Annotated in this window: 7 protein-coding genes; all 7 read left to right on the forward strand. The window is 65.7% G+C overall.

The features are described 5' to 3' along the window. Positions 1–645: 645 nt before the first annotated feature. The 7 genes from KRR55_RS01410 to KRR55_RS01440 all read left to right on the forward strand — a co-directional run bounded on the left by KRR55_RS01410 (position 646) and on the right by KRR55_RS01440 (position 14,399). Positions 646–6,579, forward strand: coding sequence for a DUF4011 domain-containing protein (locus KRR55_RS01410; protein ID WP_217387250.1), 5,934 nt, complete (start codon positions 646–648; stop codon positions 6,577–6,579). A 283-nt stretch (positions 6,580–6,862) separates the two neighbouring features. Further along, positions 6,863–8,626, forward strand: coding sequence for an FAD-binding protein (locus KRR55_RS01415; protein WP_217387251.1), 1,764 nt, complete (start codon positions 6,863–6,865; stop codon positions 8,624–8,626). Positions 8,627–8,659: 33 nt separating this feature from the next. Next, on the forward strand, positions 8,660–9,547 hold the full coding sequence (locus KRR55_RS01420) for a LysR family transcriptional regulator (RefSeq protein ID WP_254455733.1): 888 nt from the start codon (positions 8,660–8,662) through the stop codon (positions 9,545–9,547). A 99-nt stretch (positions 9,548–9,646) separates the two neighbouring features. Next, positions 9,647–10,996: an MFS transporter gene (locus tag KRR55_RS01425; protein WP_217387253.1), complete on the forward strand. Its 1,350-nt coding sequence runs from the start codon at positions 9,647–9,649 to the stop codon at positions 10,994–10,996. After that, a complete protein-coding gene (locus KRR55_RS01430; protein WP_217387254.1) occupies positions 10,993–11,871 on the forward strand; it encodes a shikimate dehydrogenase in 879 nt (292 codons plus the stop codon). Before KRR55_RS01425 ends, KRR55_RS01430 begins: the two co-directional genes overlap by 4 nt. 103 nt (positions 11,872–11,974) lie before the next feature. Further along, entirely contained in the window at positions 11,975–12,775 is an 801-nt protein-coding gene (locus KRR55_RS01435; protein WP_217387255.1) for an IclR family transcriptional regulator, read from the forward strand. Positions 12,776–13,016: 241 nt separating this feature from the next. Continuing rightward, positions 13,017–14,399 (forward strand): MFS transporter, encoded by a 1,383-nt coding sequence (locus tag KRR55_RS01440; protein ID WP_217387256.1) that lies wholly within the window; start codon positions 13,017–13,019, stop codon positions 14,397–14,399. Positions 14,400–14,594 lie beyond the last annotated feature (195 nt).

The raw sequence follows: 14,594 nt of genomic DNA on the forward strand, positions 1-14,594 counted from the left end.
CGGTGTAAATCGCGGTTGTACATGCGCTGGTGGCGATGCAGCGATTCTTTAACTGACAACAATCTAATGAGACACGACGATGCCGCCTGAGGAAACTCAACACTTTCCACAGGCGGCTTCGCTGTGAGGCGGCATAGGGAAGCACCCCCCCGCTCGGACCAGGAAATTTCCAAACCCGCTTGGGATAGGTTTGAGGGAACGAATCTGAAATCCCGCGACACGCAATGCAATCGATTACGAATTAGGATGGCGATCTTGACGATCCACCGTGACTATGTTGGAACGGCACTGGAAATCGTCGCGAATGCCCTAGCAACTTTCTTGTTTGATCACCGCGCAACCAGGACCGCGGTAACGGGCTGGACGGGCTTGGTGGACCAACTCGACCGAGCAGTGGGCAGGACCGGACCATCCGCAAGCGCCATGGAATTACCCGCGCAACTGCATGCGATTCTGGCCAGCGATGGTGAAGCCTCGAGTGGATTTGACCTATCGTCGCAGCAACGAGAATGGGCAATTGCGTTGCGCGAAGTCCACCAAGCTTGGGCGAACGGTTCAGGCTTCGGTCGGGGAGAAGAACAACGCGTACTCGACATCAGCCTCAAATTATTGGGATCAATGAAGCTGGAATATTCGACGGGTCAAGTGGCAGAACTAATCCGGGTTTCAACGGCGGACGACCAATCATCGGACTCCGAACGTGGGTTAAGCAACGGACGCGTCCGGATCGACATCGCGCACGGTCCTTCCATTAACTACGCCTCGGCCCACACCCATGCCCGCATCCTTGAACGCGTAGTACTCGAGAACCCCGGCCGGGAACCACTGCCGATCCTGGTGACGGCCGTGGTGATGGCAGGAAACCTGCCGGTCTCCGCGGTGGCCGAGAGCCGCTTGGAACTCCCGCCTGGTGTGAGCACGCTCCATGACTTGGACGTAGTGCTGGACCCGGCGGCTTTCGCCTTGATCGATACCCGCCGCCCGGGCAGGCTCATTGTCAGGGCGGCAGCGAACGGAAAACTTGTCGCCGAGGAATCTGGCGCGATCGAGCTGCTTCCGGCCGGTTACTGGCCGGGTGCGGGCACCCAGTCCAATGCCGAGCTTTTGGCCGCGTTCGTGCAGCCGCAGGATCCGCTGCTCACCGGAATTCTCTCCGAGGCCGGGGACCTGTTCCGTGCGCGCACCGGGGCCGATTCACTGGACGCCCGCCAGGGCGGCGCCCAGCGGGTCGACCAGTCCGTGGAATGCATCTTTGAGGTGTTGCGCGCCCGTGGCATCCGGCTTGGCAATCCGCCCGCGGATTGGGACCTTGCCGATCTCGGGGGACAACACATTCGCGCGGCCCAGGAAGTCCTCACCGGGCGGCTCGCAACCGCCTTGGACACCACGCTGCTGATGTCCGCGCTGCTCGAGCGCGTGGCCATCAACTCGGTCATCTGGCTGGTGCGCGGCCATTCGTTCCTGGCCTATTGGCGCATCCCGGACGGGGCGCTGCCCAGCAGCAGCCTCGATGCCGAGGGAGCCCGGTCGCTGGCGAACCTTGTCGACGCCGACCACCTGCGCATCGTGGAGACCACCGCGATCACCACCGACGGGCGCGCGCCCCTGGCTGAAGCCGCCGCCGAGACCAAACTGGCCCACACACAGCTTCCGTCGGCAGCCGCGTCACTGCTCTACGCCATCGACATCCGGCAAGCGCGGCGCAGCGGCATCAGCCCGCTGCCGGCCCGCGGCATCTCGGAGTTCGGCAGGCCCGTCGTGGTCGAGTACCGGGCGGCCGCACCGGACACCCTCGAGCGTTTTTTCCGGGAACGTACCGAACGCCGCCAGGCTGCCCCGGCCCCCACCGGCCAGACGGCGCCGCCGCGCATCGCCGCATGGAAGAACGGGCTGCTGGATCTCTCCCTGCGCAACCGCCTGCTGAACTTCACCGAGCGTTCCCGACTCCCGCTGGCAATCCCCGACTCCGTTCTCGCCGGACTTGAGGACCTGGTCAACAACGGGCGGAGCATCGAGTTGCTGCCCGCCGACGAGATCGGCGCGCTCGAGAAGGAGAGATACACTTCGGGGCCTTTGCTTCCGGTCGAACGCCGGATCGAGCTGCTGCTGACCCGCGGCCGGGCCTACACGAAGCTCGATTCAGGACCCTACCTCACCCGGCTGCGCCGCCTGGCCAGCCAGGCCAGCCAGGCCAAGCGGATCATAGACGAGAGCGGCGCCAACAACCTCTATTTGGCCCTGGGCTCACTGAACTGGTCGATGGACGGACGCGCCCTGCGCTCGCCGCTGTTCCTGGTGCCCGTCACCCTCCGGCCTGCGGGGCGCGGCAAGCACTTCCGCCTGGAAATCGACGAGACCGGTGCCTCCGCCCCGAACTATTGCCTGAGCGAGAAGCTGCACGAGCAATTCAACCTGCGCATCCCGGGATTCGAGGATCCGGTGCGCGACGGCTCGGGAATCGACCTCGAATCCGCATTGGGCGCGCTGCGCGCCGCCCTGGCAGACGCCGACCTGCCCTTCCACGTGGAAGGCACGGTTGATTTGGCGATCCTGCAATTCGCCAAGTTCCGGATGTGGCGGGACCTGGACGAAAACTGGGAAACCTTCATGTCCGCGCCGCTGGTGCGTCACCTGGTGGACACCCCGACCAGCGAATTCAACGATCCCGCCGGAACCGGCGCCGGGCAGGACGTTGACCTGGACCAGCTCGCGGCCAGGCTCCCTGTCCCGGCGGATGCCTCCCAGCTGGAGGCGGTCGCCGCCGCGCACGCCGGGCACACCTTCGTCCTGGAGGGCCCGCCGGGCACCGGCAAGTCGCAAACCATCACCAACCTGCTGGCCCATGCCATGGCCAGGGGGCAGCGGGTGCTGTTCGTGGCGGAGAAGCGGGCGGCGCTCGAGGTGGTGAGCAAGCGCCTGAACGAGGTGGGTCTGGGCGAGTTCGCCCTGGACCTGCATGACAAGGGCTCTTCGCCAAACGCTGTGCGCGCCCAGATCAAGGCCTCACTGGACCACCTGGTCTTCGCCGACACGGCGGGAATGGAACTGGCCTCCACCGACCTGTCCTCTTCCGTCCACCGATTGGCCGGGTATGCGCGCGACCTCCACGAGGAAAACCCCGCCGGCTACTCCGCCTATGCGGCGTACAACACCGCACTGTCCATGGACCCGGCCATTGCCGCACTGCCCATCCCCGAACGCTTTGCCGCGCAGGCAGACCCCGCCGCCGTTGACGAGGTGCGCCAGGCGCTGGTGCGGCTCCCGGACACCGCCGGTCCGACCAGGCCGCGGGAAGAACATCCCTGGGGATTCATTGGCGGACCGCTGGGTGGTGAACGGCAACAGGCCATACTCGCTGCGGCGCAGGCCCTCGACCTGGCCCTGCACGGTGCAGGTACCCTGACGCGCGATCCGGGCGTGGCCTCCCTGGTGGAACATGCCCCGGAACCCGGGGACCTGCTCTCCCTGGCCCGTCTGCTGGAAGCCGGGGTCCCGCTGCCGGTCCTCGATGCCGCCGCGACGGAGGAGTGGCGCTCGCGCAGCGAGGCGCTGCTGACCGAAGCCACCTCCCTGGTCCAGGACATGGCCTGGCTGCCGGAGGTCGTGGAGCCGTCGGTGCTTCGGATGGATCTTGCCCCGGTTCACGAGGCAGCCACCCTTGCCAACAGGTTCGGTTTCCTGGGGATCGGCCGAAAGAGGCGCCGCCTGCAGGTCATCGCCGAGCACTTCGGCCAGCGCTGGATCGGCGGCGAGGACACGGCGCAACATCTCGTGGCCAGCGTGGAGGGCATGATCGAGGCGCGGGCGCAGTGCGCCAAACTCGTCGCGGGCCTGGGCTCCCTGACCGGAATCACCCTGTCCGGGAACTGGAACCCCTTTGTCGACGGCGACATCGAATTGCTCGCGCAACAGCGGGAAAACCTGGTCCGGCTCTCTGACCTGTTCGCACATGCCGGAGGGGACCGGGAGTACGCGGCGTTGTTGCGCGAGGTGCTGGAAGGAAGCGCCCCCGCCGATCCGGCGCGTTCCGGGGAACTGGAACGGATCGGCGCAGCGTGGGACGCGCTGCGGAATTCAATTCCGTCCGAATTGCGCGCCGGACACGCCTGGCCCGACACCGCCGGTTTCCTGGGCAGGTACCGGCGCACCGGCCTGGACCGGGGCACCGGGCGCACCGCCGAGCGCGGGCTCGGACGCTGGGTCGCCTTTGTCGAGGCGCTTGAACCGCTGAAGGCCCACGGCCTCGGTGCGGCCTGGGCGCAACTTGCCACCGGCGGGATCCCGGCCGAAGATGCGTTGCGCGGGTTCTTGCGCGGCACCGCCGAGTCGGCCCTGGCCGAACGGCTTGCCACCCACGGATTCGATGAATTCAGCACCGATGCCCAGGCGCGCGCCATCCAGCGATTCACCGACTCGTCGCGTCAGCTGCGCCGGCACGTGGCCAAGTCCCTGCCCGAGGCGATCACTCGACAGCGTGCCCAGAAGCTGAAGCAGGCCGAGAGCCGCGTGGGGGAGCTGGCCCGCCAGCTCGAACGCCGGCGCGGAGGGCTCAGCGTGCGCCAGCTCATGGACTCCTACGGGGACCTGGTCACCACCATCCTGCCCTGCGTGCTGGTCAGCCCCGATTCCGCCGCCCGGTTCTTCCCGCCGCGGGCCGGCGAGTTCGACATCGTGGTCTTCGACGAGGCCTCGCAGATCCGCGTGGCCGACGCCATTGGCACCCTGGGCCGGGCCAGGTCCGCTGTCATCGTCGGGGATTCGAAGCAGATGCCGCCGGGCTCCTTCGCCGAGGTCTCGGTCGAGCCGGACGAGGATCCGGAATCGGGGCTGCTGGTCGCCGACGAGGAATCGATCCTGTCCGAGGCGGTCATGGCCCGGGTGGCCCGCCGCTGGCTGTCCTGGCACTACCGCAGCCAGGACGAATCGCTGATCGCCTTCAGCAACCGGCACTACTATGACGGCAAGCTCTCATCCTTCCCGTCCCCGCGCCACGGCGCCGCGCACGCGGGCCCCGACGGCTACGGCATTTCCCTGGTGCGGGTCGAGGGGACCTTCCACCGCACGGGGCCCGGCGAGGTGCTGCGCACCAACCCGGTGGAGGCCGGGCGCATCGTCGCGGAGATCAAGGAACGGTTCGATGCCTCCCCGGTGTCCACGCCGTCCATCGGGGTGGTCACCTTCAACGCCCCGCAACGCGATTTGATCGAGGGCCTGCTGCGCGATGACCCGGACGAGCGCCTGGGTGCCGCGCTGGAAACGGACGACGAGGGATTGTTCGTGAAGAACCTGGAGAACGTGCAGGGAGACGAACGCGACGTGATCCTGTTTTCCACCGCCTTCAGCGCCAACGCACGCGGGCGGCTGCCGCTGAACTTCGGCCCGCTGAACAATGTCGGCGGCGAGCGCCGGCTGAACGTGGCCATCACCCGTGCCCGGCGCCAGGTCGTGGTGTTCTCCAGCTTCGACCCCGCTGACCTGCGGGCCGAGGACTCCTCGGCCCTGGGCATCAAGCACCTGCGCGCCTACCTTGACCTTGCCGCCGAGGGCACCCGCACGCTGGACAACGGGTCGGATTCGGCCGTGGCGCGGGACCGGCACCGCGAGCAGGTGGCGGCGGCGCTGGAGGAACGCGGCCACCTGGTGGCGACGAACGTGGGACTCTCGGACTTCAGGATCGATCTGACCGTTGCGGATCCCGCCCGCCCGACCGAGCCGTTGCAGGCGATCCTGTTGGACAACGAGCCGTGGGCGCGGCGCCGGACCGTGGGCGACCGCGACGGCCTGCCGCAGGAAATCCTGCGCGGACTGCTGGGCTGGGAATCGGTCGCGCGGATCTGGCTTCCGGCCTGGCTGCAGGATGCCGGGGCCGTGCTGGACTCCCTCGATGCCGAGGTGGAGAAGGCGGGCAAGGCGCGTGCGGCGCGGGAAGCGGCTCCGGCCGCCGTGAAGTCCCCGGGCGAAGGCCCGGCATTGCGTGGCGGCCAGGACGGGGCGGCGGATGGGCGGCCGGAAGCCTATCCGGGCAAGGCCACCGCGTACAAGCCGTGGGACGTGCGCACGGTGGGGACACTTGGCGACCTTGACGAACTCAGGAGCACGGCCGGCAAGAAGAAGGCAGCCGCGCTGCTGGGCGACATCGCGGGGGCGGAATGGCCGATCCACGAAACGCGGCTGGCACGATTGGCCATCGGCGCCCACGCATCCGGCAGGGTGTCCGCGGCACGTGAAAAATCGATGCTGGCGGCACTGCCCCGGAAGTCCTACACGGTTGATGCGGAGGGATTCATTTGGCCTTCCAGGCAGGAACCGGCCCGGTGGGTCGATTACCGCACGAATTTCGCGGCACATAATCTGGACATTGAGGACATCAGCCTTCGGGAGATTGCCAACGTCATCTGTGCGCGGGCGTCGCTGGCCGGGGAGTCCGGGGTCGACGAGCTCAAGCGGGAGGCCATGGGTGTCCTGGGATACGGGCGCATGACCCAGAAGGTTTCATCGCGCCTGCAACAGGGGCTGGAACTGGCGGTCCGCGACCAGCGCCTGGAATCCGTCGCCGGCAGGATCCGCATGGCTGGCTAGTGCGCGCGCTTGTGCCGGACGCGAGAGATTATCCCGGGCCGAATCGATAGTTTCAGTGCCTGCGCCCGCGGCGTTTTTGGCGTCTCCCGCGATTTCCGCACGTCGCCCTGCTCCCGCGGCCTGCGCGGGCCTCGTCGAGGCACCTTGTGCAGATGGGCCTTTATCCTGAAATCGAACATAATCGATGACCAAATTAGTTATGGACAGTACATAGATTCCGGTCTCATAATGAACGGAGACTACGAGCCAGTGACGCACAGCACCTGTGCCTTGAAGGAGAGCCATGAACCAGAACCCGGTAAAGCAATGGGACCAGGAAGTGGATCTTTTGGTCCTCGGAACCGGAGCGGCAGGTCTGTCGGCGACGTTGACGGCAGCGGCACAGGGCCTCAGCGTTCTGGCATTGGAAAAGACCGAGTACCTCGGCGGAACCACGGCCTATTCGGCCGGCACCTGCTGGGTGCCCAATAACCGGTACCAGCGCGAAGACGGAAACCTGGACGACCACGCCCGTGCCGCGCGCTATCTCGATGCCGTGGTGGGGGACAAGGCCCCACGCGAGAGTCGCATGGCCTATTTGGACACTGCCCCGAAGATGCTCGATGAAATGCACGACCTTGGGGTCAGGTTCCTGCGCTCGCCGGCCGTGGTTGACTACCACTCGGAATTGCCCGAAACCGGCCAGACAGGCCGGGCTCTGGAACCGGAGCCGTTCGATGGACGCCAGCTGACCGCCTCGGATTTCCGCCGCGTACGTCCGCCGGTGCCGGAATTTGCGCTCATGGGCGGGTCCCTGATGCTGCGTCGCCCCGACGTCGCGGTGCTGCTCAAGCTTTACACCGGTTCGCTGGCCGAACGGGGAAAGGCCGTGGCGCTGGCCGCCACGCTCGGGCTCCAATGGGCGCTCGATCGGCTGACCCGGCCCCGGGGGACCCGGCTGGTCATGGGGAACGGCCTGGTGGCACGACTCTTCCACGAATCCCGGAACCGAGGTGCGCAATTCCGCTTCGGGGCCCACACCACTGAGTTGCTCACCGAGGCCGGATGCGTGGTCGGCGCCGTGGTCGTGCACAACGGCAAGACGCTGCGCATCCGCGCCCGCCGGGGTGTGGTGCTGGCCGCGGGAGGCTTCTCCCATAACCCGGCACTGCGCGAAAAGCTCATGCCCAGGCCCACTCCGCGCTACTCGAGGGCGGGGGAAGGTGCCACCGGCGATACCCTCGCCCTTGCCGAGGGGGCGGGTGCCGCACTTGGACGGGACGACGGGGAAAACGCCCTTTGGTTCCCGAGTTCCGTCGGCCGGCGTGCCGACGGCTCCGAGGTGGTCTTCCCGCACATCTGGGACCGGGCCAAGCCAGGCGTCATCGCCGTTGGGGCCAGCGGCACGCGCTTCGTGGACGAGTCGGTCTCGTACCACCGCTTCGTCCGGGCCATGTTCAATTCCCCGGAGGCCGAAGCCGTGCCGGCCTGGCTGATCGTCGACTCGCGCACGTTGGCCAAGTATGGGCTGGGAATGATCACCATGCCCCATCTGCCCCGGGTTGCCCTACGGCGCTACATCGAGGACGGCTACCTCTACGAAGCCGACAACCTGGGGGATCTGGCCCGTCAGATCGGCGTGCACGCCGCGGGCCTTGAGGCAACGGTGGAACGCTATAACGGCTTTGCCATGACCGGTGTGGACGAGGACTTCCACAAGGGCGAGCTGCTCTTTGGAAAGGTGGCGGGGGATGCTGCCCATGGGCCAAACCCGAACATCGGCCCGGTGTCCACAGGCCCGTTCTATGCCATGGCCGTGGTGCCGACACCATTGGCCACTTCCTATGGGATCCAAACCGATGCAAACGGGCAGGCGCTGAATGCCGAGGGCGAGCCGGTTGCCGGCCTCTACGCCGTCGGAAACGACGCCGCCTCGGTCATGGGTTCGGAATACCCCGGGGCTGGGGTCCAAGTGGGGGCCGGCATGACCTTCGGCTGGGCCGCCGCACGCCACGCAGCAGCCGGCAGCCCTGCTGCGGGTAGTCTGGAGAAGCTCAAGACCAGGTAGCGACGTGCGGAGGTCGACATGGAAATTAGGTGGTTGGAAGCCTTTATCGCGGTTGCCGAGGAATTGCATTTTGGCAATGCGGCGGTAAAGCTCCGCATGGCCCAGTCGCCTCTGAGCCAGACCATCCGCAAGCTGGAGCGCTCGCTGGGTGCCGAGCTCTTTGTGCGCAGCACCCGCTCGGTGGAACTCACCACGGCGGGGCATGCGCTGCTTCCGCATGCCCGCGAGGTCCTTGAGCAGTTGAGGATCGCCGCCCAGGCCGTGAAGGTGCCCGAGGGACGGGTCTATGGGACCCTGGCCCTCGGGTTTACCGGCGTGCTCAACCATCTTTCGCTTCCGCCCCTCACCAGGGCCCTGCGCAAGACGTACCCGGACATCGAACTCACCTTGGTGGGGCGGGTGATGACCCAGGATGCCATGCACCAACTGGATTCCGGCGTCCTTGACCTGGCCTTTGTCGGGCTACCGGTGGACTCGACCCGCATCAATGCAAGGCTGTTGGCCCAGGAGGCCTTCGGCGTGGTGCTTCCAACGGAGCATCCGCTTGCTTCAAAGTCGGCAGTTGACCTGGCGGATCTGGCGGACGACCCCTTTATTACGCCTCCCCTGGCCGCGGGCTCCGCCCTGTACGAGTCGACGATGCGGGCTTGTGCCGACGCTGGTTTTTATCCCCACGTGGCTCAGGAGATCACCGACCCCTATATGACGATGATGCTGGTGGCTGCCGGTATCGGGGTCACGTTGCTGCCCGAGGGCATCGCCGCCTTCGTGCCGCCCGGGGCCGTGTATGTGCCGCTCAGTGGCAAGCCCCATTTTATGAACCATGGCTTGGCTTGGTCCGTTCGACCCGGGTCACTTGCCCGCGAGGCTTTTCTCGAACTGAGTGAAACGGTGCTGCCAACACCGAAAATTACTATGTAGATTCTGCACATTGTCTATGTGTAATTAGGTCGTGGACATAATAAGTGCGCGGGGTCACACTTGATGATGTTCCTCCAACGGGGGAGAGAAAGGATCATCATGAACACCACGACATCAACCACCCCAGCGGTTCGCGCCAGGGCCACGCCGCAGGCTCGCCGAGCGGCCGTCTCGGGTTTCCTGGGCAGCACGCTCGAGTATTACGACTTCTTCATCTATGGTTCCGCCGCGGCTCTGGTCTTCTCCCATGTTTTCTTCCCCGGGGGCGGCGCAAACTCGGTTCTGCTCTCCATTTCCACCCTCGGCGTCGCTTACGTGGCACGCCCGCTGGGTGCAGTCATCTGGGGCCATTTGGGCGACAGGTTCGGCCGCAGGAACACGCTGATGGCGGTGCTGGTACTGATGGGCCTGTCCACCTTCCTGATCGGCTGCCTGCCAAGCTACAACCAGATCGGTATCTTCTCCCCGATTTTGCTGGTGGTCCTGCGCCTCTTCCAGGGCCTGTCCGCCGGCGGCGAGTCCCCGGGTGCCGCGTCTCTTTCCATGGAACACGCGCCGGATGACCGCCGCTCCTTCTTTGCCAGTTTCACCATGAGCGGGATCATGTTCGGCATCGTGTTGGCGACACTGGTCTTCATCCCGGTTGCCTCTATGCCTGACGAGCAGCTCTGGAGCTGGGGCTGGCGCATTCCGTTCTGGATCAGCATCTTCCTGACATTCTTCGCCTTCTGGATCCGTCGCCACCTCGAAGAGCCGGAAGTCTTCGAGGAAGCCAAGGAATCCAACGAGGTTGCCAAGATCCCCGTGATCGAACTTTTCAGGCACCACTGGACCGCTGTTGTCAGGGTCATGCTCTCCTCGACCTTCGCGATGATCAACACCATCGTCAACGTCTTCGCCCTGGCCTTCGCCGTGGAACACAACGGCATCGAACGCACCACCATGCTCGCCGCAATCGCCGCAGCAAACTTCGCCGCCGTGCTGACCCAGCCGCTCTACGGACACCTGGCCGACAAGATCGGGCGCAAGCCCGTCTTCATCGGCGGCGTCCTGGGTGCCGGGGCCATGATCTTTGTCTTCTTCAACGCCATCGGCACCGGCAACGTGGCACTGATCTTCATCTCCTCGATCATCCTCATGGGCGGGCTGTATGCCGCGCCGAACGGTTCCTACATGGCATCCTTCCCGGAGCAGTTCCCGGCCACGGTCCGCTACTCCGGCATGGCGATCGGCCTGATGCTGGGTCTGCTGGTCTCCGGCTTCACCCCGGCCATCGGAACCATGATGACCGCGGGCGACACGTCCAACTGGATGCCGGTGGCCATCATGTGCGCGGGATTCACGGTGATCTCGGCCGTTGCCTTCGCCACCGGTCCGGAAACCTACAAGACCCCCACCGCGCAGCTGGGCATGACTCGTGCCGAACGTCAGGCCCTGGGAAACAAATGACCACCCATATGCGCCGCATCGGGTTAATTGGCAACGACCTGGGATCCTCGCTTTCCCCTGCGATACATGAGGCGGAGGCCTCTGCGCTGGGCCTGACCGGATTCAGCTACGAGGCCATCGACCTGGCCGGGATCCCGGAGCCCAACCTCGGCCAGGTGTTGGCAACCGCCATTACCGACGGGTTTACCGGCTTCAACGTCACCCACCCGCACAAGCAGGCGATTATCCCGTTCCTGGACGCCGTTGCACCGGACGCCGCAGCCCTGGGGGCGGTCAACACCGTGGTGGTCGAAAACGGCAGGACGGTCGGCCACAACACCGACAGGACAGGATTCCTGGCCGGATTGCGCCGCAGCCTGCCCGAAGGCACCGGGCACCACACGGTGGTGCTCTTCGGGGCTGGCGGCGCCGGTTCGGCAGTCGCCTCGGCGTTGCTCGACCATGGCGTGGTCCGCCTGCGGATCATCGACACCGACCAGGGTCGGCGGGAGGACTTGCGCCGGCTGCTGGTGCGAAGTCTTCCGGATCGCAGCGACAGGACCATTGACGTTGCGGGCACCGACATGGCCGAGGCCTGGGTGGGCGAGGCGCAGGGCGTCGTGAACGCAACGCCGATCGGGATGGAACACATTCCCGGGACCCCGTTCGATGTCTCGTGGCTGACCGCATCGCATTGGGTTGCCGACGTCATCTACCGGCCCGTGGTGACAGAGCTTCTTGCAGCGGCGGAGGTACTCGGGTCCCCGGTGGTCAAGGGCACCGCCATGCTCATCGAGCAGGCGGCGGACACCTTCCTTCTGGTCACCGGCCTGTCGCCGGAACGCGGGAGGATGCGCGAGCAGCTTGCGGGCCTGTTGGTCTCGGTGCGTCCGTAGGGATCAGGCTCCGGGCAAGGAGGCGCGCAAGGGCGCCTCCGGTGAGCTTGTCGCAAGTTTGTAGACTGGAAACCGGTGGTCAAAGGCGAGGTAGGAGGCGAGCATGGCAAATTCCCGCTCCGGAGAATCCGTTGTGGACCGGATCGTAAAGCTGCTCAGTGCCTTCGAACGCTCCACTCCGGCGCTGACGATGAGCGAGCTCTCCCGGGCCACCGACCTGCCCACCAGCACCACACACCGGCTGGCGGGCGAGTTGTTGGCCGCCGGTTTCCTGGAGCGCGACGACGAGGGCCGCTTCGGCATCGGAGTGAAGATGTGGGAACTTGCCGCACGTTCCAACCCCGTGGAGGAATTCCGCCGCCGCGGCCTTCCGGTCCTGGAGGGCATCCACGAGGCGGTGCGCCAACACGTCTCGTTGGCCATCCCCAGCTTCGAGGACTTCACCGTCCTTTACCTGGAGCGGCTAGACAAGCTGGGTGCCGCGGTCAATCTCGCCGAGGTCGCCGGGCGGCTGGATATGCACTCGACTTCCGCCGGGTTGTGCATGGCGGCGCATGCACCGCACCGTATCCAGGCGGAGCTTCTGGCCCGCCCGCTGGTGCAATCGACCAGCAACACCGAGACTAACCCCGGACGCATCCGGGCCCATCTGGCACAGATCCGTGAGCGCGGTTTTTCCCGCCTGGCCGGGGTCTTGGTCAAGGAAAATGTCGCCTACTCGGTGCCCGTGTTCGGGATGGGCAACGAGGTCATCGGGGCGATAACTGTTGTCACCCCGCTGGTCGAGGAAGACCCCCAGTTGATCATCCCGGTGCTCGTGGCCGCCGGCCGTTCGCTCTCGCGTTCCATGGGTGCCGAACAACGCCCGTACGGGTCGCGGACCTGGCTTTCCCGCGGCAAATAGCGCCACAAGACCTGACCGCTGGGGCGCTTCTCCCGCGTCCTTAGCTCCGCGCTTCCCATTGGACGGGAAAGTTCGACACCCGCATCCGGAACCTTTCTAGAGTGGTAATCCATTGCACGAGATGGACGTCACAAGCACCTTCCTCGGGCAAGGCAACACCCGCGATCCACACCCCGGCCATCGCCGCTCTTGCCCACCGGGCAGAATCCCATGTTTCCTACGTTTTCCCAGGAGGGCCACGATGCCCCGTACACCCATCGACGCCGCCGCGGAAGTGCCGGATCGCGCACCCAGCGAGGTCTTGACGCCGGAACCGGTACGCAGCCCGCGCAAGGCCGCGCTGGCATCCTTCTTGGGCTCGACCCTTGAGTACTACGACTTCTTCATCTACGGCACCGCCGCGGCGCTGGTCTTCAACAAACTGTTCTTCCCCGACGCCGATCCGGCCGTCGCCCTGCTGGGGTCGATGGCCACCTTCGGCGTCGGCTACCTGGCCCGACCGCTGGGCGGCATTGTGATGAGCCACGTGGGGGACCGCGTGGGGCGCAAGCAAGCACTGATGATTACGCTGCTGATCATGGGCGTCGCCTCCCTGGGCATCGGCCTGCTGCCCACCTACGACCAGCTGGGCTGGTGGGCCACGGGCCTGCTGATCTTGGGCCGTCTGGCCCAGGGCTTCTCGGCCGGAGCCGAGGCGGCAGGTGCCTCCACGCTGACCGTGGAACACTCCCCGGAAGGCAAGCGCGGTTTCTACACCTCGTTCGTGATGACCGGCTACGCCTCCGGGATGGTGCTCTCCACGCTGGTTTTCATACCCATCGCCGCACTTCCCGAGGACCAGTTGATGAGCTGGGGCTGGCGGATCCCGTTCCTGCTTTCGGTCGTCGTGTTGGCGGTAGCCTACTGGGTCCGGACGCACCTGGATGAGACTCCGGTCTTCGAGGAAGAGGTCAAGGCGGAAGACACCGGCACCAAGCGGAAGGCGCCGGCCTTCATCGTGCTGCGCACCCAGTGGCGCGATGTGCTGCGCATCGTGTTCATCACCATGTACGCCGTCATGCAAACCATCTTCACCGTCTATGCCCTGGCTTACGCCACGGGGCCGCTGGTCGGCATCGACCGCACCACCATGCTGGTCATCAACGCGGTGACGGTCGGCCTGTCCATCTTCACCATCCCGTTGGCCGGCCACCTTTCAGACCGTTTCGGGCGCAAGCCGGTGCTCCTCATTGGCATGCTGGGCTGTTCGGTGACCATCTTTGGATATTTCTGGGCCATCGGCGAGCAGAACATCGTCTTGGTCTTCGTCTTCGGACTGCTGAACATGTCAGTGTTTTACTCTGCCTGGAACGGCGTGTGGACGGTCTTCTTCCCGGAGATGTTCGCCGCGCCCGTGCGCTACTCGGGCATGGCGATTGGCAACCAGTTCGGCCTGGTCCTCACCGGCTTCGCCCCGGCCGTGGCCACCTTGCTGACCGGCCCGGGTGTCTACGGGTGGCTGCCGGTGGCGATCTTCGCCGTCAGTTGCGCGCTCATCTCCGCGATCTTCGTGTTGACCGCCCGGGAAACCGCGTTCACCCCGATCGAGAAGCTGGGCAACGGAAGCTGGACGCGCGCCAACTAGCGTCTCACCTGGCCCGCCAACCCCTCGACGGACGACGGAATAATCAGTAAATGCTCAAGTGGAACAAGTGTTTGCGAACGCGACTCCCGTTCAACGGGCAACCCGCCCACGTGTCCTGCGCCACTTCCTAGAGTTGAATCCACACACGGCGGGCAACCGCGCAGCACCCGACAGACCCCAACAGAAAGGCCTGGA

It is taken from the genome of Paeniglutamicibacter quisquiliarum, assembly GCF_019084045.1.
Taxonomy (GTDB): Bacteria; Actinomycetota; Actinomycetes; order Actinomycetales; family Micrococcaceae; genus Paeniglutamicibacter; species Paeniglutamicibacter quisquiliarum.

Bases quoted from the DNA above. Each gene is read 5' to 3' on its own strand.
- KRR55_RS01415 (WP_217387251.1), top strand. From the start codon at position 6,863: ATGAACCAGAACCCGGTAAAGCAATGGGACCAGGAAGTGGATCTTTTG.
- KRR55_RS01425 (WP_217387253.1), top strand. From the start codon at position 9,647: ATGAACACCACGACATCAACCACCCCAGCGGTTCGCGCCAGGGCCACG.
- KRR55_RS01430 (WP_217387254.1), top strand. From the start codon at position 10,993: ATGACCACCCATATGCGCCGCATCGGGTTAATTGGCAACGACCTGGGA.
- KRR55_RS01435 (WP_217387255.1), top strand. From the start codon at position 11,975: ATGGCAAATTCCCGCTCCGGAGAATCCGTTGTGGACCGGATCGTAAAG.
- KRR55_RS01440 (WP_217387256.1), top strand. From the start codon at position 13,017: ATGCCCCGTACACCCATCGACGCCGCCGCGGAAGTGCCGGATCGCGCA.